The organism is Xylophilus sp. GOD-11R, assembly GCF_033546935.1.
Classification (GTDB): Bacteria; Pseudomonadota; Gammaproteobacteria; order Burkholderiales; family Burkholderiaceae_C; genus Xylophilus.
The window spans coordinates 3,398,872-3,422,833 of record NZ_CP137854.1 but is presented as its reverse complement, the minus strand read 5'-3'; the positions used below and the strand labels follow the sequence as shown (position 1 = coordinate 3,422,833).

General features: G+C 70.2%; 23 protein-coding genes. 5 read left to right on the top strand and 18 right to left on the bottom strand.

Translation table 11 applies throughout. The annotated features are described in order from the left end of the window. The first annotated feature begins 22 nt into the window (after window positions 1–22). Window positions 23–292, top strand: a complete 270-nt coding sequence (locus R9X41_RS15860; RefSeq protein WP_318631406.1) for a hypothetical protein — start codon at window positions 23–25, stop codon at window positions 290–292. 43 nt (window positions 293–335) lie between these two features. Here R9X41_RS15860 and scpA read toward each other — a convergent pair whose 3' ends face one another. From scpA to R9X41_RS15810, 10 genes are all read right to left on the bottom strand, one after another. Further along, entirely contained in the window at window positions 336–2,540 is a 2,205-nt protein-coding gene (gene scpA, locus R9X41_RS15855) for a methylmalonyl-CoA mutase (RefSeq protein ID WP_318631405.1), read from the bottom strand. Further along, a complete protein-coding gene (locus R9X41_RS15850; RefSeq protein WP_318631404.1) occupies window positions 2,537–3,415 on the bottom strand; it encodes a Pnap_2097 family protein in 879 nt (292 codons plus the stop codon). Before R9X41_RS15850 ends, scpA begins: the two co-directional genes overlap by 4 nt. Window positions 3,416–3,432: 17 nt before the next feature. Beyond that, on the bottom strand, window positions 3,433–4,722 hold the full coding sequence (locus R9X41_RS15845) for an MSMEG_0569 family flavin-dependent oxidoreductase (protein WP_318631403.1): 1,290 nt from the start codon (window positions 4,720–4,722) through the stop codon (window positions 3,433–3,435). 26 nt (window positions 4,723–4,748) lie between these two features. Beyond that, window positions 4,749–5,045, bottom strand: a complete 297-nt coding sequence (locus R9X41_RS15840; RefSeq protein WP_318631402.1) for an MSMEG_0570 family nitrogen starvation response protein — start codon at window positions 5,043–5,045, stop codon at window positions 4,749–4,751. 30 nt (window positions 5,046–5,075) lie between these two features. Beyond that, window positions 5,076–6,296 (bottom strand): MSMEG_0565 family glycosyltransferase, encoded by a 1,221-nt coding sequence (locus R9X41_RS15835; protein ID WP_318631401.1) that lies wholly within the window; start codon window positions 6,294–6,296, stop codon window positions 5,076–5,078. Next, window positions 6,289–7,281 (bottom strand): sll0787 family AIR synthase-like protein, encoded by a 993-nt coding sequence (locus tag R9X41_RS15830; RefSeq protein WP_318631400.1) that lies wholly within the window; start codon window positions 7,279–7,281, stop codon window positions 6,289–6,291. The genes R9X41_RS15835 and R9X41_RS15830 overlap by 8 nt, the downstream gene beginning before the upstream one ends. Further along, window positions 7,274–7,864, bottom strand: coding sequence for an MSMEG_0567/Sll0786 family nitrogen starvation N-acetyltransferase (locus tag R9X41_RS15825; RefSeq protein ID WP_318631399.1), 591 nt, complete (start codon window positions 7,862–7,864; stop codon window positions 7,274–7,276). The genes R9X41_RS15830 and R9X41_RS15825 overlap by 8 nt, the downstream gene beginning before the upstream one ends. Window positions 7,865–7,868: 4 nt before the next feature. After that, window positions 7,869–8,951, bottom strand: a complete 1,083-nt coding sequence (locus tag R9X41_RS15820; RefSeq protein WP_318635254.1) for an MSMEG_0568 family radical SAM protein — start codon at window positions 8,949–8,951, stop codon at window positions 7,869–7,871. Between the two features lie 53 nt (window positions 8,952–9,004). After that, complete coding sequence (locus R9X41_RS15815; RefSeq protein ID WP_318631398.1) at window positions 9,005–10,000, bottom strand: Nit6803 family nitrilase; 996 nt, start codon at window positions 9,998–10,000, stop codon at window positions 9,005–9,007. 154 nt (window positions 10,001–10,154) lie between these two features. Continuing rightward, the gene (locus tag R9X41_RS15810; RefSeq protein ID WP_318631397.1) at window positions 10,155–10,637 is read right to left on the bottom strand and encodes an MSMEG_0572/Sll0783 family nitrogen starvation response protein; all 483 of its coding nucleotides are present in this window, start codon (window positions 10,635–10,637) and stop codon (window positions 10,155–10,157) included. Between the two features lie 229 nt (window positions 10,638–10,866). On the opposite strand from R9X41_RS15810, the gene R9X41_RS15805 reads away from it, so the two are divergent. Further along, the gene (locus R9X41_RS15805) at window positions 10,867–12,312 is read left to right on the top strand and encodes an aminotransferase-like domain-containing protein (protein ID WP_318631396.1); all 1,446 of its coding nucleotides are present in this window, start codon (window positions 10,867–10,869) and stop codon (window positions 12,310–12,312) included. Window positions 12,313–12,559: 247 nt separating this feature from the next. On the opposite strand, the gene R9X41_RS15800 is transcribed toward R9X41_RS15805, so the two are convergent. Both R9X41_RS15800 and R9X41_RS15795 read right to left on the bottom strand, forming a co-directional pair. Continuing rightward, on the bottom strand, window positions 12,560–13,045 hold the full coding sequence (locus tag R9X41_RS15800; protein WP_318631395.1) for a VOC family protein: 486 nt from the start codon (window positions 13,043–13,045) through the stop codon (window positions 12,560–12,562). A gap of 32 nt (window positions 13,046–13,077) precedes the next feature. Further along, the gene (locus tag R9X41_RS15795; protein WP_318631394.1) at window positions 13,078–13,989 is read right to left on the bottom strand and encodes a LysR substrate-binding domain-containing protein; all 912 of its coding nucleotides are present in this window, start codon (window positions 13,987–13,989) and stop codon (window positions 13,078–13,080) included. A 104-nt stretch (window positions 13,990–14,093) separates the two neighbouring features. On the opposite strand from R9X41_RS15795, the gene R9X41_RS15790 reads away from it, so the two are divergent. The 3 genes from R9X41_RS15790 to R9X41_RS15780 are packed head-to-tail and all read left to right on the top strand — an operon-like array spanning window position 14,094 to window position 17,411. After that, complete coding sequence (locus R9X41_RS15790; RefSeq protein WP_318631393.1) at window positions 14,094–15,425, top strand: NAD(P)/FAD-dependent oxidoreductase; 1,332 nt, start codon at window positions 14,094–14,096, stop codon at window positions 15,423–15,425. A gap of 47 nt (window positions 15,426–15,472) precedes the next feature. Continuing rightward, entirely contained in the window at window positions 15,473–16,444 is a 972-nt protein-coding gene (locus R9X41_RS15785; RefSeq protein ID WP_318631392.1) for a Bug family tripartite tricarboxylate transporter substrate binding protein, read from the top strand. A 40-nt stretch (window positions 16,445–16,484) separates the two neighbouring features. Further along, a complete protein-coding gene (locus R9X41_RS15780; protein ID WP_318635253.1) occupies window positions 16,485–17,411 on the top strand; it encodes a 2-hydroxyacid dehydrogenase in 927 nt (308 codons plus the stop codon). Between the two features lie 29 nt (window positions 17,412–17,440). Here the strand turns inward: R9X41_RS15780 and R9X41_RS15775 are convergent, their stop codons facing one another. Genes R9X41_RS15775 through R9X41_RS15750 form a run of 6 tightly spaced genes read right to left on the bottom strand, consistent with a single transcriptional unit; the run spans window position 17,441 to window position 23,935 of the window. Beyond that, the gene (locus R9X41_RS15775) at window positions 17,441–18,538 is read right to left on the bottom strand and encodes an ABC transporter ATP-binding protein (protein WP_318631391.1); all 1,098 of its coding nucleotides are present in this window, start codon (window positions 18,536–18,538) and stop codon (window positions 17,441–17,443) included. A 7-nt stretch (window positions 18,539–18,545) separates the two neighbouring features. Beyond that, window positions 18,546–20,003: an amidase gene (locus R9X41_RS15770; RefSeq protein ID WP_318631390.1), complete on the bottom strand. Its 1,458-nt coding sequence runs from the start codon at window positions 20,001–20,003 to the stop codon at window positions 18,546–18,548. 13 nt (window positions 20,004–20,016) lie between these two features. Then, window positions 20,017–21,357: an ABC transporter substrate-binding protein gene (locus tag R9X41_RS15765; protein ID WP_318631389.1), complete on the bottom strand. Its 1,341-nt coding sequence runs from the start codon at window positions 21,355–21,357 to the stop codon at window positions 20,017–20,019. A gap of 58 nt (window positions 21,358–21,415) precedes the next feature. Beyond that, window positions 21,416–22,225, bottom strand: a complete 810-nt coding sequence (locus R9X41_RS15760) for a carbohydrate ABC transporter permease (protein ID WP_318631388.1) — start codon at window positions 22,223–22,225, stop codon at window positions 21,416–21,418. A 25-nt stretch (window positions 22,226–22,250) separates the two neighbouring features. Beyond that, window positions 22,251–23,231, bottom strand: coding sequence for a carbohydrate ABC transporter permease (locus tag R9X41_RS15755; protein ID WP_318631387.1), 981 nt, complete (start codon window positions 23,229–23,231; stop codon window positions 22,251–22,253). Then, window positions 23,222–23,935 (bottom strand): FadR/GntR family transcriptional regulator, encoded by a 714-nt coding sequence (locus R9X41_RS15750; RefSeq protein WP_318631386.1) that lies wholly within the window; start codon window positions 23,933–23,935, stop codon window positions 23,222–23,224. The genes R9X41_RS15755 and R9X41_RS15750 overlap by 10 nt, the downstream gene beginning before the upstream one ends. Window positions 23,936–23,962 lie beyond the last annotated feature (27 nt).

Here is a 23,962-nt window from a genome sequence, read left to right as displayed (position 1 = left end):
ATCGCGGGCGCAGGGAGTCGACTTGAGCACCACGAACCAGTGGAATGCTTTCGTCATGACCGTCGGCTATCTGGTCGCCACCGCTGGGCCGTTGCCGGTCGGCTCCCTGCGAGACCGTGTCGGCGATTTTTCCGTGTCGACCTGGTGCCTCGTCGGCGTGACCGGCGTGATGCTGCCGCTGACGCCCTTCTGGCGGCGACTGGCCGGCAAAAAAAAGCCCCCGTGCGTTGAGCACGAGGGCCAAGTCTTGGAGAACCTGCCCTCATTTTCGGCAATTTCTCGCCGGACTTGAGCACTCTCTTGTCGGCCGAAGGGGCTTGTCGGGCCGCAGAGCCTCAGTTCGAGGCTGCGGCTGCCGGATGGCGGCCCGGCGTGCGGCCATCGTGGCGGTCGGCTTGTCGCAGGCGCTCCATCACATCCCGCGCGCTGGCCGGTATCGGCGTGCCCGGCCCGTAGATGCCCTGCACACCGCAGTCGTAGAGCATTTCGTGGTCCTCGCGCGGGACCACGCCGCCGACGAAAACGAGCACGTGGTCGGCGCCGAGCACTCGCAGGGCCCGCATCAGCGCCGGCACTAGCGCGCGGTGGCCGGCGGCCAGGGTGCTGACGCCGATGGCGTGCGCGCCGAAGGCGACAGCCTGGCGGGCGCATTCGTCCGGGCGCTGGAACAGCGGACCCATCTCGACCTCGAAGCCCAGGTCGGCGAACGCACCACCGACCACCTTCGCGCCCCGGTCGTGGCCGTCCTGGCCGAGCTTGGCGACCAGCAGGCGCGGTGCGCGGCCGAGCCGGCCCGCCAACGCCCGCGCCTCGGCGCGCAGCCGTTGCCAGTCGTCGCTGCCGTCGCCGGCATCGCACGCCGCCGCGTACGCGCCGCCGGTGGCCCGGGCCCGCGCGCCGTGCCGGCCCCAGACCTGTTCCAGCGCGTGCGACACCTCGCCTACGGTGGCGCGGACGCGCATCGCGACGATGGCCAGCGCCAGCAGGTTGCCGGCGCCCGAGCCGGCCGCGTCGGCCAGGGCGCTCAGCGCCGCGTCCACCGCCGCCGCGTCGCGTCGCGCGCGCAGCGCGCGCAGGGCGGCCGTCTGCGCTTCGCGCACGCCATCGGCGTCGATCGCGCGGCTGGCGATCGGCTCGTCGATGCGCGGGCGATGGCGGTTGACGCCCACCACGATCTCCCGGCCCGCGTCGATGCGCGCCTGCTTCGCCGCGGCGGCGGCCTCGATGCGTTCGCCGGCCCAGCCGCTGTCCACCACCCGCGCCATGCCGCCCTGCGCTTCGATCTCCTCGACGATCTTCCAGGCGGCGTCGGCCATGTCGTGGGTGAGCTTTTCCATCAGGTAGCTGCCGGCCCAGGGGTCGATGACTTCGCCGATGCGGCTCTCGTCGCGCAGGATCAGCTGCGTGGCCAGGGCGACGCGGGCGGCGGCCTCGGTGGGCAGGGACACGGCCTCGTCGAAGGCGTTGGTGTGCAGGCTCTGGGTGCCGCCGAAGACGGCGGCCATGGCCTCGACGGTGGTGCGCACGATGTTGTTGTGTGGATCCTGGCCGGTGAGCGAGGCGCCGGAGGTCTGGCAGTGGGTGCGCAGCACGAGGCTGCGCGGCTCGCGCGCGCCGAAGCCCTGCATGACGCGGCACCACAGCAGCCGGGCGGCGCGCAGCTTGGCGATCTCCACGTAGAAATCCATGCCGACGCCGAAGAAGAACGACAGCCGGCCGGCGAAGGCGTCCACGTCCAGGCCCCGGGCCAGGGCGGTGCGCACGTATTCCATGCCGTCGGCCAGCGTCAGGGCCAGCGCCAGCGCGGGCTCGGCACCGGCCTCCTGCAGGTGGTAGCCGGAGATGCTGATCGCGTTGAAGCGGGGGCTGGCGGCGGCGGTGTGGGCCACGATGTCGCCCACGATGCGCATCGACGGTGTGGGCGGGTAGATGTAGGTGTTGCGGACCAGGAACTCCTTGAGGATGTCGTTCTGGATGGTGCCGGTGAGCGCGGCCTGCGGCACGCCCTGTTCCTCGGCGGCGACGATGAAGGCGGCCAGCACCGGCAGCACCGCGCCGCTCATGGTCAGCGAAACACTCACCCGGGCCAGCGGTATGCCCTCGAACAGCACGGCCATGTCTTCCACGCTGTCGATGGCGACACCTGCCTGCCCCACGTCGGCGGCCACCTCCGGATGGTCGCTGTCGTAGCCGCGATGGGTGGGCAGGTCGAAGGCCACGCTGATGCCCTGGGCGCCGCCGGCCAGGGCCTGGCGGTAGGCGGTGTTGGTTTCGCGGGCGGTGGAAAAACCGGCGTACTGGCGGATGGTCCACGGCCGGGTGGCGTGCATGCCGGGCTGCGGGCCGCGCACGAAGGGGGCGAAGCCGGGCAGGGTGTCGAGATGCGGCAGGCCGGCGGTGTCGGCGGCGGTGTAGAGCGGCTGCACGACGAGGCCGTCGCCGGCGTGGCGCGCCAGGGCGGACGGGTCGCCGCCCGGAGCCGAGGGCGCGACGGCGGCGCGCCATGCGGCGTGGTCGGCTGGTTTCGACTCGGGGTTCATGCGAGCTCCCAGGTGGTGCGCACCACGGCCAGCAGGCGGTCGTGGCGGGTGCAGCGGATGCCGACTTCCAGACAACCACCGGTGGCCGTCGGCTGGTCGGCCCGCAGCGCGAGCTCCACTTCTTCGCCTGGGTCGAGGTTGCCGAGGAACAGGCATTCGCGCTCGACCACCCGCTGCCCGGCACCGAGCAGATGCCAGCCGGACAGCGCCCGGTCGGCCCAGGCGGTGAAGTGGCAAAAGTAGACGAGGCCGGCGCCATTGAAGTCGTTGCGGGGGCAGGCGAGCCAGCGCACGGTGCGATACGGCTCTGCCGCCGGCACCGGTTGCGCCAGCGATGCGCGCCAGGCGCGGGCATGGTCGGCCACAGCGCGTGCGCCCGTTGGCTCGGCGGCTGCCTCGTCGCGCATGCTCACCCGGCGCACCGAGCGATTGGAGCCGTCGTCGCCCCGGCCGATGAAGACCGACAGCATCTCCAGCTCGCCGATGCGCTCGCCGCGTGTGCTCAGGCGGTGCCGGCTCCAGGCTTGCGACCGGCCCACGGCGGCCAGCGTGCTGGCGATGCGCAGACGCTCGCCTTCTACGGCCTTGGCCAGCCGCGCGGCGCGCAGTCGCACGATGCCGAAGGCCGCATACACCCGCCGGCCGCTGGCGTCGCGCCAGTCCTGCGCCGGGCGGCCGAGATGGGCTTCGAGCCCGCGCCAGTGCGCTGCGCCGCAGGTCTTCTGCAGCCAGGTTTCCGACAGCCCGCAGCCGTCGAGCTGGGGCATGCCCAGGGTGACGGTGGTGGCGCCCGACCAGGGCCGGGCCACGCCGGACGGCGCGGCATCGGTCGGCGTGGACCAGCGATCGGTGGTGTCGGGGGCGAGGTCTTGCATGAAGGTGAGCTTGTCTCTCAGGCCGGCGACGCCTCGGCCTCGCGCGCCGCGATCAGTTCCGGGTGCAGCGCTTCGCGGCGTCGGGCGATGCGATCGGCCACATGGGCGGCGTCGGCCGCCACGCCCGAGAAGCGGCCCGAGCCCCAGGTGTGCAGCCAGGGCAGGCCGATGAAATACAGGCCCGGCACCTGGGTCACGCCGCGTTCGTGCACCGGATGGCCCTGGCCGTTGAAGACCGGCGCGTCGAGCCAGCGGAAGTCGGGTGCGAAGCCGATGCACCAGACCACCGAGCCGATGCCCGAGTCGGCCAGCGGCAGGGCCTCGCGCTCAGCGGCCGGCGCCCACAGCGGCTCGTAGATCGAAGGCTCGCCGGCCTCGATGCCCTGCTCGGCGATGTATTTGTCGATCGCCGCGTTGATGCCGTTGTAGGTGCGGTCGGCGCTGTCGAGGCTGGCGGCGAGCGTGGGCCGAAAACGCAGGGTGTCGCCCTCCAGCGCGTCGAGCTGGCCGTAGAGCTCCATGCCCTCCAGGGCGAAGCGGCGCAGGTCGATGTCGCGGCCGCCGTCGCGGCCGGTGACGTAGTGGTTGGTGTTGTCGCGCACGCCTTCGCGCAGCGGGTGCTGGTCCACCGACATGCGGTAGTAGCCCATGTCGGCCAGCCAGTCGACCACGTCGCGGCCCCGGTAGAAACGGGCACAGCGCGGCGCCTCGCCGATGGCCAGCACCACCTCGCGGCCGGCCAGGTGCAGGTCTTCGGCGATCTGCGCGCCGCTCTGGCCCGAGCCCACCACCAGCACCTTGCCGGGCGGCAGCTGCGCGGCATTCTTGTAATCGGCCGAATGGATCTGGGTGATGGAAGCCGGCAGCCGCTCGGCCAGGCGCGGCACGATCGGCTGGTGGTAGCCGCCCGAGGCCACGACGACCTGTTCGGCCAGGCATTCGCCCTGGCTGCTGCGCACCCGGAACAGATCGCCTTCCTGGCGAATGCTCTGCACCGCCACGCCTTCGTGGATGGGCGGCGCGAGCTTGGCGCGAAAGCCGTCGAGGTAGTCGGTGATCTGGTCCTTCTTCATGAAGCCGTGCGGGTCGTCGCCTGCATAGGGATGGCCGGGCAGGGCGCATTGCCAGTTGGGCGTGACCAGACAGAAGTTGTCCCAGCGCTGCGTGCGCCAGGTGTGCATGGCGCGGTGCTTTTCGAAGATGGCGTGGTCGGTGCCCTGCTCGCGCAGGAAGTAGCTGACCGACAGGCCGGCCTGGCCGCCGCCGACGACGACGACGCTGTGGCGGGGGATGGATTCGGTGTTCATGGGGGTCTCCTGGGAGGGATGGGCGATCAGGCGGAGGTGGTTTCGAAGGCCACCATTCGCACCGGCGCACCGGGCGTGGCGGCGAAGTCGGCGGCGCGGGCTTCCAGCGTGGCGAGCTGGTCGGCCGCCATGGAGCAGGCGAAGCCGTACTTGGCGCGCACCCGGTCGCTGGCGATGGTGGTGGCCTCGCGGATGCGGCGCAAAAAGTCGTCCAGCGGGTAGTCGTGTCCGGGCTCGAAGAAATCCTGGATGACCAGCGAGGGCGAATAGCAGGTGGCTTCGCTGTCGTCGGGCCAGCGGATGGTGTAGTGCATGGCGGGCATGGCGGGGCTTTCGTCGATGCGGGGGCGGTGTCAGAGTTCGGCCGGCAGGCGCACGCCGGTGGCGAGCGTGGCGCGGTACCAGTCTTCGTGGCGCTCGGCGCTGGCGTCCCAGCCGTGGGCCAGGCACACCGGCGGCGGGGTGTCCGGGCGCGGCAGCAGGGCGGTGGCCTGCAGGCCGTGGGCGATGGAGGCGATGTCTTCCGGGTCGCACCAGCCCACATGCGCGCAGCCGGCCAGGTGCTCGGTGAAGGGCGCGCGCCGCGACACCAGGGCCGGCGTGCCGCAGGCCAGCGCCTCCAGCGCGACCAGGCCGAAACCTTCCATCAGCGATGGCATGGCCAGCACGGTGGCATGGCGCATCAGTGCGGGCAGCAGGGTGTCGGGCAGGGGGCCGGTGCGCCAGACCGGCTGGTCCGGGCCTTCGTTCCAGCCGAGGTCGGCCAGCGCCTCGAACCAGCCGCGCAGCGAGGCGCTGTGGTCGAGCAGGCTCGCGCCGCCGGCGATCACCAGCCGGGCCTCGGCCCAGCGCGGGTCGGTGCGGCGCAGCCGGGCGAAGGCGTGCAGCAGTCGCAGGCTGTTCTTGCGGTGCTCCACGCCACCGACGGCCAGGCAGGTCAGGCCGGGGCGCAGGCCGGCCGCGCGCAGTGCTTCCTGCTCGCCGGGCATGGCGGTCGGCTTGAAGCGCCGCAGGTCCACGCCGTTGTGCAGGCGCCGGGCGATGCGGCCGTGCTGCTCGTCGAGGTGGCGGCACCAGGTGTCGCTGACGCAGCCTATTGCCTGAGCCGAACGCCAGGCGCGGGCCTGCCAGGCGGCGAGTTGTGGGTCGGCGAAGTCGTCGAGATGGTGGATGGTGCGCAGCCAGGCGGGCAGCCGGTGGCCGCGGTCGTGCAGGTCGGCCAGGGCGTTGCCGCCCAGGCTGTCGTGAACGTGGAGCAGGTCGAAGTCGCCGGCCTCCAGCACGGTGGGCAGGCCGCGCGCGATGGCCGCGATGCGCTGGCGCACCTGCTCGACCAGCGGGCCGGCGATGGTGCCGGCGGGCAGCAGCGCGAGATGTACCGGTGCGTCGGGCGCGCCGGGGTCGCGGAACAGGGTCTGACCGGCCTCGGCCGGTGCGATCACCGTCACCCGGTGGCCGCGCCGCGCCAGGGCACCGGCCAGCTCCAGCGTGTGCACCACGCCGCCGCGCGGCAGCACCGAATGGGTCAGCAGGCCGATGCGCAGCGGCGAGCGGCTCGGGGCGATGTCACGCATGGCACACCCCGGCGGTGATGAAGGCTTCTTCGGCGTGGTCCCAGATAGTGCGGCCCTCGCCGGCCTGGACGAGCTCGAGCCGGCTGCCCTCGGTGATGGTGCCGATGGCGGCGCAGGCGATGCCGGCGTCGACGAACCGCGCCAGCACTTCGTCCGCCCGATCCGGCCGCACGCTCAGCAGGTAGCCGAAGCTGGGAAACGCCCCCAGCCAGCGCAACAGTTCGTCGTCGCCCGCGGGCAGTTCGGCGGGGCGGGGAATGCGGTCCAGCTCGATGACCGCACCGGCGCGCGAGCATTCGAGCAGCATCAGCGCGGTGCCCAGCACGCCGGCCATGCTGATGTCCTTGCCGGCATCGACCAGGCCGTCCTCGGCTAGGCGCGGCAGCAGTTCCAGGTCGGCGCGCAGGCGCGGCGCGGGCGCGGTGGTGGAGGCGTCCCAGAAGGGATAGGGGTCGTGCCAGTGGCCGCGCAGGTCGACGGCCATCAGCAGGGTGTCGCCCGGCCGCGCGGTGAAGCTCTGGATCAGCTTCGTCGCCCGCCCCAGCACCGACACCGCCAGCTGCGCGCCCTCGGCCCGCAGGTTGGTGTGGCCGCCGACCAGCGGCACGCCGTAGCGCTCGGCGGCAGCCCGCATGCCGGCCAGCAGTTCGCAGGCCTTGGCGTCGCCGTCGCTCCACAGGGCGTCGACCACCGCCACCGGCCGGCCGCCCATGGCGGCGATGTCGCTCAGGTTCACCATCACGCCGCTGTAGCCGGCGAACCAGGGCATGGCTTCGACGAAATCGCGCACCAGGCCTTCGATGGCGAACAGCAGGTGGCCGCCACCGGCGGGGTCGGGCAGCACGGCGCAGTCGTCGCCATTGGGCACCGCCGAGGCGGCGGCGGGCGTGCCGTCGAGCCAGCCCATGACGGTGCCGATGTCGCGCTTGTGCGCGAAACCCCGGCTGGCGCGCACGGCGGAGACGAGGCGGTCGAGATCAGCCATGGCGGGCTCCGTCGGCCAGCACGAAGCCTTCGTAGGGCGTGGTGCAGGGCGGGTAGTGCGACAGGTCGGCGCGCATCAGGGCGTGCATGCGGTCGTGGATCACCATCTCGTCGAGCACGCTCCAGCGCAGCCGGCGAAACAGCGCCACGTTCTGCGCCTGCACATGCGCCAGGAAGGTGTGGCAGCCGAGTGCGTGCGCGCTGCCCACGGCCAGGCGGATCAGGCTGCTGCCGAGCTGGCCATGGCGCCGCCAGTCGCGCGCCACGGCCAGCCGCGAACCCCACCACAGGCCGGGTTCCGGCCGGTGGATGCGCACCGTGCCGATCACCTCGTCGGGCTGGGCACCCCAGGACGACAGGGCGACCAGCAGGCGGCAGCTCGGGTCGTCGGCGTCGATCGTGTCGAAGTCGTCGCCGTCGAAGAGGCCCTGCTCCTGGCAGAAGACCTGGCGGCGCAGCGCCAGTGCCTGCTGGCGCATCCACGGCCCGGAGGCCCACTGGATGCGGAACTCGGGCGAGCGGAAACCCAGCGGCAGGTCGCAGAAATCGGGCGCGGAGCAGCGGGCGATGTCGATGGCGTCCATGGCGTCAGGCCGCCAGCGGCGTCTCGTAGCGCGACAGGGTGGAGCAGGCAGCGCACTTGCCGCAGCCGGCCTTGATGTCGGTGGCGCGGATGCCGGCGTCGGCGGCCATGCGGCCGAGCGGCTCCAGCACCGAACGCATGAAGTCGGCGCTGGGCGCGGGCTGGTCTTCCAGCGGCGTGCCGCTGATCGGCACGAAGGGCACGACGAAGGGGTAGACGCCCAGGTCGAGCAGGCGGCGGCTGGTCGACAAGATGAGTTCCGGCGCATCGCCCAGGCCGGCCAGCAGGTAGGTGCTGACCTGGCCGCGCCCGAACACCTCCACCGCCGCGCCGAAGGCGTCCCAGTAGCGGCTCATCGGCACCTCGGCCTTGCCGGGCAGGATGCGGCGGCGCAGCGCTTCGTCGATCACTTCCAGGTGCATGCCCAGGGTGTCCACACCGGCGTCCTTCATGCGGCGGAACCAGGCGTCGGTGTCGGGCGGCTCGCACTGGGCCTGCAGCGGCAGGTTGACGGCGGCGCGGATCGCTTGGGCGCTCTCGGCGAGGATGGCCGCGCCCCGGTCGCGGGTGGGTGGCGTGCCGGTGGTCATCACCATGTGGCGTACGCCGTCGAGCTCTACCGCGGCCTTGGCCACTTCGGCGAGCTGCGCGGGCGTCTTGCGCTCGATAGTGCGGCCGGCCGCCAGCGACTGGCCGATCGCGCAGAACTTGCAGGCCTTGCGCCGGCTCTCGTAGCGGATGCAGGTCTGCAGCACGGTGGTGGCCAGCACGTCGGCGCCGTGCAGCGTGGCGATCTGCGAATAGGGCACGCCCTCGGCCGTGCTGCGTCCGTAGAACTTCGGCTGCTTGGGAAACGCGATGCTGGCGATGGGAATGGTGTCGCGGCGCAGCAGGGCGCGGCCGTCCGGCCCCGGGGCGTCGGCCACGAAGGGCGAACGGTACGAAGGCGCGGTGTGCACCGGCACCATCAGGGTGATGCCGTCCACCGTCACCGCCTTGTGGTCCGACGGCCCGGCGCCGCCGCGCCGGCTGGCGGCGCCGGCGTCGGGGTCCACCAGCCGCAGGCCGTGCGACTGCAGCTCGGTCATCAGCGCACGGGCGGCCTCGTGCTGCGCCGGAGAATCCAGGTCGACGATCGCGTTCATGTGAACTCCTTCTCGGGTGGAACAGGCGCGCTTGCCTCGACCGGTTCGATGGCCGGCGGTGCCGCCATCGGGCGGGTGGTGCGGTTCGGTTCGCGGCTGATCGCCAGGCTCAGCAGCTCGGGCCGCGCGTAGTGGCCGACCGAATCCATCATTCGCTTGCGCTTGGCGATCAGCTTCATGTCGAGGTCGGCCACCACCAGGCCTTCGCCCTCGGTGAGCGGGCCGGCGAGGTACTTGCCTTCGGGCGACACGATGGCCGCGTGGCAGCCGCCGCGCAGGGCGCCCTGCAGTTTTTCGTCGGGCGTGACCGAGCGGATCTGTTCGTCGTGCAGCCAGCCGGTGGCGTTCACCACGAAGCAGCCGGATTCCAGCGCGTGGTGGCGGATCGTCACGCCCATCTGGTCGCCGAAGATCTGCCCCACTAGCGAGCCGGGGAACTGCGCGCAGTGGATCTCCTCGTGGTCGGCCATGAGCGCGTAGCGCGCCAGCGGGTTGTAGTGCTCCCAGCAGGCCAGCGCGCCGACCCGCCCGGCCCGGGTGTCGACCGCGCAGAGCCCCGCGCCGTCGCCCTGGCCCCAGACCATGCGCTCGTGGTAGGTGGGCGTGATCTTGCGGCGCTTCTGCACCAGCCGGCCGTCGGCGTCGAACACGATCTGGGTGTTGTAGAGACTGCCGTGGTCGCGCTCGTTGACCCCCAGCACCACCACCATGCCGTGCTCCCGCGCGGCCGCGCCCACGGCGTCGGTGACCGGCCCGGGCACCGTCGGCGCGCGCTCCATCAGCAGCAGGTGGTCCTGGCCCTGCAGCACCGGCGGCAGCACGAAGGAGAAGTAGGGGTAGTAGGGCACGAAGGTCTCGGGAAAGACGATCAGCTCCACCCCCTGCCGGGCCGCGTCGCGCATCGTCTCCAGCACCTTGGCCAGCGTGCCGTCGGCGCTTTCCAGGTCGGGGGCGATCTGCGCGGCGGCGGCGCGCACGGTGCGGTGGTTCATGCGCCCCCCCGACGAGCAGTGGCAAGGCGCAAGGCCCCCAACCCGCCACGCCCCATCCCGGGGGCACCGCAGGGCCGGCTTTGCCGGACTGCCAGTGCCGCCCCCGGCAGGGGGGTGGCGGCTTCACGAAGTGAGCAAGCCTGAGGGCGAGCCATCAGAGTGTCCAGGTATCGAGGATGAAGGCGCCGGCCTTGCGGTGCAGCAGCACGATGTCCAGCACGTCCAGCGGATTGATCGGCTTGATGCCCGGGATCAGCGAGCCTTCGCCGTGGCCGTAGAGCGCCTGCAGCGCGAAGCGGCAGCAGTACACCTTGCCGCCTTCGGACATGAACTTGGTGATCTGGTTGTTGAAGTTCTGCGCGCCCGGAAACGCCTCGTCGCCCAGCGTGGGAAAGCCGCGCTGCACGCCCAGCGTCACGCCCGGGCCGTAGAGCAGCACCGAGGTCTCGAAGCCCTTGCGCTGCAGCCGGGTTGCCTGCAGCAGGTTGACCAGGCCGATCGAGCCTTCGAAGGCCACGGTGTGGAAGGTGACCAGCGCCTTCTCGCCGGGGTCGGCCTGCACGTCCTCGAAGACCTTCTCTTCGTAGTCGACCAGGAAATCGCCTTTCTGATGGGCGGGTTGGGTGACCTTGGGCATGGTGGTTCCTTGTGAGGTGGTGAGGAGAAAACGTCGCCGGCGTGGCTGCCGGGCGTCTTCTCCTTTGCGACAGATGTGCCACGCGGCTCGCGCGGCGCCCGATCAATGCCCGACCAAAGAGCGACGGAGGCCCCGGTCAGCGCGTGCCACTGGCCGGTGCGGGAAAACCGTGCATGTCGGCCGCGCACCAAAGCGGCGGCGCGGGCGATGCGATCAATGCACTCGATCAATGGCGCGCGTGCACCGCGTTGGCGCCGCGTTCTCCCGGGAAACCGATGCAATCAGCCGGCGCAACGGGCACACTGCGGCGATGCCATTCACCCACTGGGCGAGTCGCCTGAAGAACAGTGCGCTGCCGGCCTACCAGCTGATCCCGGACCTCATCGCCGAAGACCTGCGCCAGGGCCGCCTAGCGCCGCGCGAGCGCCTGCCGCCGCTGCGCGAGCTCGCCGGCATGCTGCAGCTCAACTACACGACGGTGGTGCGGGGGTTCGCCGAGGCGCGGGAGCGGGGCCTGATCGCCTCACGGCCGGGCCTTGGCTCGTACGTGCGCGGATCCTTCCTCGGCCTGCCGCTGCGGGCCGGCACCGGCGCCGAGATGACGATGAACATGCCGCCCGAGATCGACGGCCATCCCGCCATGCAGCGCATGAAGGAGACCGCCGCTGAGGTGATGGGCGCGGCGGCGATGCACGACCTGATGCGCTACCAGGACTTCGGCGGCACGCTGCGCGACCGGGAGCTCGGTGCGCGCTGGCTGGCGCAATGGGTGCCCGATGCCCGGGCCGATCGGACGCTGGTGGCGCCCGGCATCCACAGCGTGCTGCTGGGGCTGGTGTCGATGCTGGTCAAGCCGGGGCAGAGCCTGTGCGTGGAAGCCATGGTGTATCCGGGGCTGAAGGCCATCGCGGCGCAGCTGGGGACGCAGCTACATCCGATCTCGATGGACGAGGACGGCCTGCTGCCCGACGAGTTCGAGTCGGCCTGCAAGAGCACGCCGGTGGGGGCGCTTTATCTCTGCCCCAATCTGCACAACCCGATGTGCGCGACGCTGCCGATGGCGCGACGCGAGCGGATCGCCGACATCGCCTTGCGCTTCAACGTGCCGATCATCGAAGACGATGCGTATGGCATGTTGCCCGCGGCCATTCCACCGGCACTGGCGGACTTCGCGCCCGAGCTCACCTACTACGTGAGCGGCATGTCGAAGTGGTTAGGCGCCGGCGTGCGCACCGCCTACGTGCTGGCGCCGAGCGCGACCGCCTGCCAGCGGGTGGCGGGGGCCATGCGGGCTACCACGGTGATGGCTTCGCCGTTGATCAATCTCATGGTGTCCGCATGGCTGGAGTCGGGCCTGGCGGGCGAAGTGCTGGATGCGATTCGGGCCGAGTGCCGGTGGCGGAGCAGCTTGTTGGCGCACAAGCTGGTGGGGCATGGGGTGCGAACGCATCCGCAGGGGTTTCATGCGTGGTTGCCGCTGCCGGAGAGCGCGGACGGCAGCAGTCGGGCGAGCGATCTCGCCGCTCGGCTGCGGGAGCTGGGCGTGGCGGCCGTCGCCGGTAACGCCTTCTGCACCGATCGCCTGCCGCCGGAAGGCTTGCGGATCTGTCTGGGGGGAAGCCTCAATCGCGAGGATTGCGGGCGGGCGATCTCTGCGGTTATCGATTCGATTTGATCTGAGTTTTTGCTGCAGAGTGGGGTGTTTTTTGGTGGGGTGATGCTTCTGGTCGAGGGGGGATCCAGCTTTGCCTTTGGGATGGGGGGTGGTTTTGTTGCTCTTCCTCTACTGTTCGTAAAAGTGGAGCTTGAGGGTGGCGCAAGCCCCCAGCTCCACCCACTGGCACGAGCAGCACTTCAAAAAGAACCACACAGCCGACAAAGCAAAGAAAAATGAACAAACGATAGAGCGGAGCGCCTCGCCATCAGCCCCCAGCCCGAGCCGCTTCAATCCCGGCGATGTCAATCTTGCCCATCGCCATCATCGCGTCGAAAGCCCGCTTGGCAGCAGCCCGATCAGGATCCGCAATGGCATCCGTGAGAGCACGAGGCGTGATCTGCCACGACACTCCCCACTTGTCCTTGCACCACCCGCAAGCGCTCTCCTGCCCCCCGTTGCCGACGATGGCGTCCCACAGCCGATCGGTCTCCGCCTGATCGTCGGTGGCGACTTGAAAAGAGAAAGCCTCGGTCTGCCGAAACTGCGGACCGCCATTGAGACCCAGGCAGGGTATGCCGAGCACGGTGAACTCCACGGTGAGCACGTCTCCCTCCTTGCCGGCCGGGTAGTCGCCCGGAGCGTGGTGCACCGCCAGCACCTCGCTGTCGGCGAAGGTGGCGGCGTAGAAGCTCGCCGCGTCGAGGGCGCCTCCGTCGTACCAGAGGCAGATGGTGTTCCTGCGTGCCGTCATGTCCGTGCTCCGAAGTGGTCGGGAGCCGGATGCTAGCGCCGCGACGGCGGGCTGGGCGAGGATTGCGCTGTCTGCATGAACACCTCCGAGAACTCCCTGGCCAGCAGGCTGGCCGGCGCACCCGGCTGCCAGACGAGGTAGGTCGGGAACACGATCTCCGGCAGAAACTCCCGCTGCACGATCGGCAGATGGGCGAAGGCGCTGGCGACCGAGGGGTTGGCGATGCTCACGCCCATGCCGAGGGCCACCATCTGGCAGATGGCGGCAGAAAAAGGCGATTCGTGCGCCATGCGGCGACGGTCACCGCCTTCGGCGAAGGCAGCGTCGATCTTCTTGCGGATCGAGTCCTGCGGCGACAAGGTGATGAAGGGCTCGTCGGCCAGGTCGTCCGGCCGCAGCGGGCCGCTGCCCCCGGCCAGCCGATGGCCGGCCGGCACGAGGCAAACCGCGCGCGCCTCGTGCGCCACCCGGTAGCCGATGCCGGGGCTGCTGAACACCTCCGAGGCCACGCCCACATCCGCCTGGCCGGAGGCCACGGCCTGGCAGACCGACACCGAATCGGTCGCATGCAGCGAAACGGTCACGTCCGGAAACCGCTCGGCGAACGATCGCATCGCCCGTGGCACCAGCACCAGCGCGAACGACGGAACGGCGGCCAGCCGCAGGTGGCCGGCGCCGCGCCGGCCGAGCGTGGCGGCCGATTGCTCGAGTCCGCGCAGGCCGGAGAAGGCACGCTCCACGTCGCGAAAGAAGATCTCGCCTTCGCGGGTGGGCGCGAGCTTGCCGGCGATGCGCTCGAACAGCCGCAGGCCGATGCGTTTCTCGAGTTGCGCGATGACGCGGCTGACGTTGGGCTGGGTGGTGTTGAGGTCGCGTGCGGCCTGCGTCATGGAGCCCGAGAGCATGACGGCGCGGAAGGCCTCGACCTGGCGGAAATTCAGCATCGCGGCGAGCCCATATCAATCGTGCATGGGGTCTGGTTATAAAACAATTGGTCACGCGGCGGTCATCTTCCTAGCATGGCGTCAAGACACTCAAGCGACGCGCCATGCACCATTGCCTTCTCGAAATCCAGACCTCGGCCCAGCCGCTGCCAGCGGAGGTCGACGTGGCCATCGTGGGCGGGGGCGCTGCCGGCATCGCAGCGGCGCATGCCTTGTCGCTACGTGGCGTGTCAGTGGCGGTTTTCGAAAAGGGGCGGGTGGCGGCTGAGCAAAGCAGCCGCAATTGGGGCTGGTGCCGCACCCTGGGCCGCGACGCACGCGAACTGCCGCTGGCCCGGCTGAGCGTGGACTTGTGGCGCAACTTGCAGGCCACGACCGGCGTCGACGTGGGGTTCCGCGAGACCGGCGTGGTGTTCGTGACCGATCAAGCCGGCGAGATGCAGACCTGGCAGCGCTGGCTCGACAGCGCGCTGCCGCAGGGCGTGCCGGCGCGCATGCTGTCGGCGGCCGAAGCCAACGCCACCCACGCCTGGCAGGGCCGACCGTGGATCGGTGGCATCCGCACCGAAACCGACGGTTATGCCGAACCCTCGCGCGCCATTCCCGCACTGGCCAGCCACTTGTTGCAGCGCGGCGTGCGCATCTATCAACACTGCGCGGTGGAGGAGCTGCTGACCGAAGGTGGCCGGGTCAGCGGCGTGCGCACCGAAAAAGGCGAGGTACGCGCCCGCCAGGTGCTGGTGGCCGGTGGCGCATGGTCGTCGCTGTTCTGCCGCAAGCACGGTATCGCGCTGCCGATATTGCGGGTGCATTCGTCAGCCTCGGCGGCAATGGGTTTCGACACCGGCGGTGCACCGCCCGTGCGCGCGCCGGAGTTCTCGATGCGCCCGCGCGACGACGGCAGCGTGGTCATGGCCAAGAGCGGGCGCGGCACCATGAAGCTGGTGCCCGATACCCTGCGCTACGGCATGAAGTTCAAGGAGCTCTACCGCGCCCGCAATGCCAAGGTGCGGGTGTCTTTCGGCCGGGAGTTCTTCGCGCAGGCCTGGAGCGAGTTCCGCTATTTCCATCTAGGGGCGTCGCCGTTCACCCGTCAGCGGGTGCTGGATCCGGCGCCCGACATGGCCCTGGTGCACGCCGCTTATCGCGATGCGGCGCGCAGCATCGCGGGCGTGTCACCGGCGTCGGTGCGCTCCGCCTGGGGCGGTGTGATCGACAACACACCCGACGGCGTACCGGTGATCTCCCCGGTGGCGCGGTTGCCGGGCCTGTTCCTGAGCACCGGTTTCAGCGGGCACGGTTTCAGCTCGTCAATGGGCGCTGGCCATTGCCTGGCCGAGTTGATGCTCGACGGACGTTCGTCGATCGACATGACGCCTTTCGCCTATGAGCGCCTGGTCGACCGGGCCGCGCTCAAGCCCAGCATTCTTTATTGAGCAGCCATGGGGCCGCGATCCGATTTCAAAACACAGGGAGTGTTCGCATGTTGACTGGAGCTGTTTTTCGTTCGACCTTGAAGTTCGTCGCGGCCGTGGCCTGCGCCATGGCGCTGTCGGCGCAGGCGCAGGACTATCCGAGCCGCCAGATCGAGTTCGTGGTGCCCTACGGACCGGGCGGCTCGACCGACGCCTTCGTGCGGGTGCTGGCGCCCAGGCTGTCGGAGGCCCTGAACACGCCGGTGGTCATCGTCAACCGGCCGGGTGCGGCGGCGGTCATCGGCAGCAATTACGCCATGGCGACCAAGGACGGCTACCGCATCCTCGCGGCCGGCTCGACCAACCTGGGTACGGCGCTCACCGCCGGACCGAAGCCCGCCTACGCCATCGAGGACGTGACCGCCATCTCGCAGGTGCTGATGAACCAGATGGTGCTGGTGACCAAGCCGGGCCGTTTCGCCAGTTTCGACGCCTTCCTGAAGGAAGCGCGCGAGAAGCCGGACACCGTCACCGTGGGCAGCTGGGGTCTGCGCACGCTGAGCCATTTCTACGTGGAGCAGCTGTCGCAGGCACTCGACGTGAAGCTGCGCCACATTCCCTACGACAGCGGCTCCAAGGAGATGGTGGCGGCCATGGCCGGCGAGGTGGATGTGGCCATCGTCACCGCCGCATCGGCCAAGACCAACATCCTGGCCGGCACCGTGACCGGCCTGTTCATCAGCACCGAGCAGAAGGCATCGGACCTGCCGAACGTGGAGTCGATCAAGACGCTGGGTTATCCCGCAGCGGTGGCGTCGTCGTTCGAAGGCATCGCGGTCAATGCCAAGACGGCGCCGGAGCGTATCGCCGTGCTGCGCCAGGCGTTCGCGAAGATTCAGGCCGATCCGCAGGTGGCGGCCGCCATCCGCGCCACCGGCTCGGAGCCGGCCTACCTGCCAGGGCCGGCCTACGACGAGCGCCTGCGTACCAACCTGGCATCGCTGCGGCAGATCGCCGCCAAGGTCAGGATGGACGATTGAGGCGATGAAGCAGCCGAGCACCGCATCAGGCACCGAGCCGATGACCTTCGTCTACAAGGCCGACCCGGTGCGCGGCGCGCGCTGGGCCGAGCTCTTCGCGGAGCGTGCGCCGCACATCGACTTTCGCATCTGGCCGGACATCGGCGACGAATCGAGGGTGCGCTACCTCGCGACCTGGGTGCCGCCGGAGCGGCTGGCGGAGCGCTTTCCGCAGTTGCAGGCGGTGTTCTCGGTCGGCGCGGGGGTCGACCAGATCGACTTCGCCGATGTGCCGGCGCATGTGCCGATCGTGCGCATGATCGAGCCGGCCATCGCCGAGCGCATGGTGGAGTACGTGACCCATGCGGTGCTGAGCATCCATCGGGGTTTTGCCGCCTACGACGCGGCGCAGGCGGCGGGGCGCTGGCAGCCGATGGTGGCGCCGCTCGCCGGCGAGGTACGTGTGGGCGTGCTCGGCGCCGGGCAGCTGGCGCAGGCGGTGCTGTCGCGGCTCGGGCTGTTCGGCTACGACTGCGCTGCGTGGAGCCGTTCGGCCAAGTCGATCGTGGGCGTTCAGTGTTTTGCCGGGCAGGAGAGTCTGCCGGCCTTCCTGGCGCGTACCGACATCCTGGTCTGCCTGCTGCCGCTGACGCCCGAGACGCGGGGCATTCTGAGCGACGAGCTGCTCGGCGCGTTGCCACGCGGTGCGTCGCTGGTGCAGACCGGGCGCGGGGGCCATCTCGACCAGCAGGCACTGCTGCGCCGGCTCGACGGCGATCATCTGCGCTGGGCTTTTCTCGACGTGACCGAGCCGGAGCCGCTGCCGCCGGAGCATCCGCTGTGGCGCCACCCCAAGGTGCGCATCACGCCGCATATCGCCAGCTCGACGCAGCCCGATACGGCGGTGGCGGCGGTGCTGGAAAACCTGGAGCGGCTCGCGCGGGGCGAGCCCGCGGTGGGCGCGGTGGACCGCACGCGCGGGTACTGAGCGAAGACTGCGGCGGCTCGCCTGGCCCGTCAGAGCACCCGGCCGGTCTCGACGGAGATGAGGTGCATCTGGTCGAGGTTGGCCGCCAGGCGCACGGTCTGGCCGGGCGTGAGTTCCAGGTCGGCGCCGACCCGCGCGGTGAGCAGGGTGTCGCCGACACGGGCGTGCAGCAGGGTTTCGGAGCCGAGCGGCTCCACCACTTCCACGGTGGCCGACAGCGGTACGCAGTTGCCGCGCGTGGGCTCGGATTCGTGGGTGAGGTGCTCCGGTCGCAGGCCGAGTTCGAGCGCCATGCCGACGGCTCCGGCGTGGCGGTGCGCACGCGCTGCCGGCAGGCGCAGGCGCTGGCCGTCGGGCAGGCAGAGGTCCAGGCCGTCGCCGGCGGCTTGCAGGCCGCAAGCCAGGAAGTTCATGGCGGGCGATCCGATGAAGCCCGCGACGAAGCGGTTGACCGGGTGGCGGTAGAGTTCCTGCGGCGTGCCGACCTGCTCGATCACGCCGTGGTTCATCACCACCACCCGGTCGGCCAGGGTCATGGCCTCGACCTGGTCGTGGGTGACGTAGATGGTGGTGGTGCGCACCGTCTGGTGGATCTTCTTGATCTCGGTGCGCATGTGCACCCGCAGCTTGGCGTCGAGGTTGGACAGCGGCTCGTCGAACAGGAACACCTTGGCGTCGCGCACGATGGAGCGGCCCATGGCGACACGCTGGCGCTGGCCGCCGGAGAGCGCGCGCGGCTTGCGCTGCAGCAGGGCCGTGAGGTCGAGGATCTTCGCGGCGTTCTGCACCCGGGGCTCGATCTCGGCCTTGGGCAGCTTGCGCAGCTGCAGTCCGAAGGCCATGTTGTCGTAGACCGTCATGTGCGGATAGAGCGCGTAGTTCTGGAACACCATGGCGATGTCGCGGTCGCGCGGGGCCACGTCGTTGACGACCCGGCCGCCGATGAGCAGCTCGCCCGAGCTGATGTCCTCCAGACCCGCGATCATGCGCAGCATGGTCGACTTGCCGCAGCCCGAGGGCCCGACCAGCACCAGGAATTCGCCGGCCTGGATGTCGAGGTCGACGCCGCGCACCGCCTGGTAGGTGTCGTACTGCTTGACGACGTTTCGGATCGAAACCTGGGCCATGGTTTTCCTAGGAGGTGAGGGGAACGGGCGCCGGCGGTGTGCGGGCGCCGGGTGCGGCGGGGGCTAAGAAGTCGAAAGCCGGCAGGTGCCACGGGTGGGCGCGCTCGAAGGCGCGGGCGGCGGCCAGCACCAGGGCTTCCTCGCGGCGGCGGCCGACGATCTGCAGGCCGATCGGCATGCCGTCGTGGTCGAGTCCGCAGGGAATCGAGCACGCCGGCTGGCTGGTGAGGTTGAAGGGGAAGGCGAAGGGCGTCCAGTCGGCGCGCCATTGGCCGCCCCGGTCGCCGGGAAAGTCCAGGCCGACATCGAAGGCCACCGTGGGCACTGCCGGCGTGAGGAGCAGGTCATAGCGCATGTGCAGGGCGCGCATGGCAGCGCCGATGCGGGCGCGGCCCTGGTGCAGTGCCGTGGCGTAGTCGACTGCCGAAATGCGCGCGCCGTCGGCGGCCAGCACGCGCAGGCCCTGGTCCATCCAGGGGCGGCGGGCTTCGTCGACCTGCGCCAGGGTGTGGGCGAAGGCGACCGAGTTGATCGCGTAGTAGACCTCGTGGGCGCCGGGCAGGTCGAACGCGATGGTGTCGACCTGCGCGCCGAGTTCCCGAAAACGCTCGGCGGCCGCGTCGACGGCACGGGCCACGTCGGGGTCGACCGGCGCGTCGCCGAAGGTGGGCGCATGGGCGATGCGCAGACCACGCACACCGCGCTCCAGCGCGCCGGACAGGTCCATCGCCGGCTCGGGCAGGGTCATCCAGTCGCGCGGATCGTCGCCGCAGATCACCTGCAGCAGGGCGGCCGCGTCGGCGACGCTGCGCGCCAGCGGGCCGGATGCCGACATCGATCCGATCATGCCGGCCGGCGCGCTCGGCACCCGGCCGTAGCCGGGCTTGATGCCGAACACGCCGGAGAACGAGGCCGGGATGCGGATGGAGCCGCCGCCGTCGCCGCCGAGGTTGAGCGGTGCCATGCAGGCAGCGGCCGCCACCGCCGCGCCGCAGCTGGAGCCGCCCGGCGTGCGGCCGGTGTTCCAGGGGTTGCGGGTGATGCCGGTGAGCGGACTGTCGCCTACGCCCTTGTGGCCGAACTCGGTGGTGGTGGTCTTGCCGAGCAGCACCGCGCCGTGCTCGCGCAGGCGGGCGACGGCCGGGGCGTCGGTGTCCCAGGGCTGGTCGCGGTCGACGGTGCGCGAACCCTTGAGCGTGGGCCAGCCGCGGGTGGCGTAGAGGTCTTTTATGGTGGTCGGCACGCCGTCGACCAGGCCCTGCGGCCGGCCGGCGGCCCAGCGGGCTTCGGAAGCGCGGGCATCGGCCAGGGCGCGTTCTGCATCGACCAGCACGAAGGCGTTGAGCACCGGGTCGACCTGCGCGATGCGGCGCAGGCAGGCCTCGGTGGCATCGACCGGGGAGAAGTCGCCGCGGGCGTAGCCTTCGACCAGCGCGGTGGCGGTGAGGCGGAACAGCTCGGTCATGGAGCGGCGGTCCTCAGGTGCGGATGGCGGCGTTGGCCTTGGCGGCGGCGCGGGTGAGCGCCACCTGGGCCTTGTCGGCGCCGGTCAGCGTTTCACTCATGCCGATGGCCAGGGCGTTGAGGATCTGCGGCGCCTGTGGATGGAAGCGGGCGCGCTTGGCCAGGTCGGCGTCGGCGGCCTGCAGGTTGCCGAGCGCGGCTTCGGCGGCCTGCGCGCCGAAGGCTTTCTTGAAGGCGTCGCTCGACCAGGCCGAGACGCGGGTGGTGGCCAGGCCCTGGGCCGCCATCTGCAGCGCGGTCGGCTTGCTGGTGGCCCAGGCCATGAACAGGAACGACGCCTTCTTGGCCTTGGACTTGGCGTTGATGGCGGCCTGCCAGTGCGACATGTTGGGCAGCGACTTCTTGCCCGGCAGGTGCGGGAACAGGGCGAAGGTGGTCTGGGCCGCGACCTTGCTCTTCTGCGGATTGGCGATGTCGGTGGCGAAATTGCTGCTGTCGGAGCTGCTGGCGGTGGCGCCCTGCATGAAGTCGCCGAGCGCCTCGTACCAGTCGTAGTTGCTGACGCCGACCGGGCCGTTCTCGCGCAGCAGGCGGGTGAACATCTCGACGCCGGCCACGGCCTCGGGCGAGTCGAAGACCACGCGCCCGTTCTCCATGAGCTGGCCGCCGTGCGAAAAGATGAAGCCGGTCAGCGGGAACAGTGCGTTGCCGGCAGCCTTGGCCCGCATGGCGATGCCCGAGGTGGTGCCGGCCTTCATGGCGCGGGTGGCGGCGAGGAGTTCATCGAAGGTCTGCGGCACGGCCAGGCCCTTGGCCTGCAGCATCTGCGTGTTGTAGAACATGGTCTGCGCCTCGGAGGTGATGGCGAAGGCGTAGCGTTCCTTGTTGTGCCAGACCGGGTATTCGCGCGCGGTCTTGAGCAGGTCGGCCTCGTCGTACCAGGCCATGTCGACGAGGTTCTTGTCGCCGTAGTAGGCGTTGAGCGGCTCCAGCCAGCCGGCGTTGATGCCCTGGCCGTAGGAGAGGTACATGAACACGTCGGGGTTGGGGCTGCCGCCGGCGAGCTTGATCGGCAGGGCGGTCAGGAACTCGGTCTCGGAGCGGAAGTCGGTCGTCACCTTGATGCCGGTGAGCTCGGTGAACTGCGGCAGCAGCGGCAGCAGCGCGTTGGACCAGGGGTGGTTGGCGCCGCCCACCACGATGGTCTGGCCGGTGGCCTGCTTCCAGTCCATGTCGGCGCCGGTGTACTGCGCCTTCACGTCGGTCTGGGCGCGGGCCGAAGCGGCGCCGAAGCCGGTGGCACCGGCGATCAGGGAGGCGGTGAAGCTGCGGCGGGTGAACGGGTGCTGGCTCATGGAAGTCCTCGTGGAATAAGCGGATGGGCGAGTGGGCGATTCGAAAGCGGGGCGTGGCCTACTTCACCGCGCCGAGCGTGAGCCCGCGGATCAACTGGCGCTGGAAGAGCAGGATGAAGGCGATGACCGGGGCGAGCATCAGCATCGCGGCGGCGGAAAGATTGCCCCACTCGATCTGCTCGAAGCCGATGTAGGCGTAGATGCCGACGGGCACGGTCATCATGTCGGAGCCGCCGAGCACCATCGAGAACAGGAACTCGTTCCACGACGAGAGAAAGGTGAGGATGGCGACCGCCGCGATGCCCGGCCAGGCCAGCGGCAGGATGACCTTGGTGAAGGCCTGGAAGTGGCTGGCGCCGTCGATGAAGGCGGCTTCCTCCAGGTCGCGCGGCAGGTCCTGGAAGAAGCCCCGCATGATCCACACGATCATCGCCAGGTTGAGTCCGGTGTGCGCGATGACCAGGCCCAGGTGGGTGCCCAGCAGCCCGGCCTTGTAGAAGACCACGAAGAAGGGAATGAGCATCGCGATCGGTGGGGTGAAACGTGTCGCGAGGATCCAGAAGGCGATGCCGCTGCTGGCGCGGAAGCGGTGGCGGGCCAGCACATAGGCGGCGGGCGCGCCGATCAGCAGGCCGGCGGCCACGGTGCCCAGCGCCACGATCAGGCTGTTGCTCAGAAAGGCGTGCACCTTGGGGTCGGCCATGACCTGGGTGTAGTTGCCCAGCGTGGGCGTGAAGACGAAGGTGGGCGGCCGGGCGATGGCGTCCACGGTGGTCTTCAGCGAGGTGTTGAGCAGCCAGTAGATGGGGAACACGCACCAGGCGGCGAAGCCCCAGAGCACGGTGCGGCGGAGGATGGTGACGAGCATGCGCGGGCCTCTTTCTTCGGGCGCGTCAGGCGACGCTCAGCAGGCGGGTGCGCCGCAGGAACAGCATGGCGGCGATGGTCACGATCAGCATCATCACGATGGCGATGGCCGCGCCGTAGCCGAGCGACACGAACTCGATCGCCTGCTTGTAGGCGTACACGTTGAGCGTGGTCGTCGAGGTGCCGGGGCCGCCGGCGGTGAGCACGAAGATGATGTCGAAGGTCTTGAAGGCGTCGATCGCGCGGAACAGCACGGCGATGGCCAGGAAGGGCTTGAGCAGCGGCAGGGTGATGAGGGTGAAGGTCTGCCAGGCGCTGGCGCCGTCGATGCGGGCGGCCTCGAAGGGCTCCGCCGGCAGCGAGGCCAGGCCGCCGCCCACGATCAGCAAGATGAAAGGCGTGTGCTGCCAGGTGTCGACCAGCAGCAGCGAGATCAGCGCCAGGTCGCCGTTGCCCAGCCAGTCCTGCGGTGGCAGACCGACCAGGCCCAGCAGGTAGTTCAGCACGCCCAGGCTCGGGTTGAACATCATGCGGAAAGTGAAGGTGGCGGCCACCGGGGTGACGGCCATGGGCAGCAGGTAGAGCATGCGCAGCATGGGCACGTGGCGGGTTTCGGCGTGCAGCAGCACGGCCAGGCCCACGCCGAGGGCGGTCTGGATCGCCACCGCCACCACGGTGAACAACAACGTGAGCCGCAGCGCCTGCCAGAACTCGCCCGCGCGCAAGAGGTCCTGGTAGTTGGTGAAGCCGGAAAAGCGCGCCGGCGGGTTCGACAGCATGTAGTCGGTGAAGCTCACGCCCAGGCCGATGAGAAAGGGCAGGGCGATCAGCCCGACCAGCAGCACGACCGGCGGAATCAGCATGAGCACCACGAACTGGGTGCGCTCCCGGGCCCAGCCGCGCGAACGTGCGAAGAAGCGGCCCTGGCGCGGGGTGGCGAGGTCGAGCGAAGAGGTGTCGGCGGCGTTCAGTTCGATCTCCTTGGGAGCGTTGGCTTTCAGGACCATTCCTGGCGTCCGCGTTCGGTCCAGCGGTGTTGCGATGCGCTCAGGTGGCGGCACATGGCGGTGTGGGCAGCCAGCGCGTCGCGGGCTTCCAGCGCGCGCAGCACGGCCTCGTGTTCTTCCACCGCCTCGGTCCAGGTCTGCGGGCTCTCGGCGCGCTCGCTGATCTGCGAGGAGATCGCGCCCTTCTGGCGTTCGTCGAACAGGTCGCCCACCAGCCGTGCCAGCACCGTGTTGCCGGTCATCGCGGCGATGCCGACGTGGAACTGGCGGTCGAAGTGCAGCGGCGCGACGCGCTCCGACACGGCGGCCCGCATGCCCTCGATGGAGACGCGCAGCCCGGCCAGGGCCTCGGGCGTGCAGCGGGCGCAGGCCATCATCACGACGGTGCCTTCCAGCACCACGCGCGCCTGCATCAGCTCGGTGGGGCTTTCGCCCATGGCGGCGGTGGACAGCGGCTTGTCGCCCGGCGACGTGCACACGTACACCCCGGCGCCCATGCGCACCTCGACGCTGCCTTCGAGCTCCAGCGCGATCAGCGCCTCGCGCACCGAGGGCCGCGACACGCCGAGCTGCACCGCCAGATCACGCTCGGGCGGCAGGCGCGCGCCGGGCACGTAGCGGCCGCTGTCGATCAGCCCGCGGATCTGGTCGGCGATTCGCTGGTAGAGGCGGCGGCTGTCGATTTGTTTGAGTTGCTCGATCACGTGTTACTCGTTTCCTTGAATTGGCCT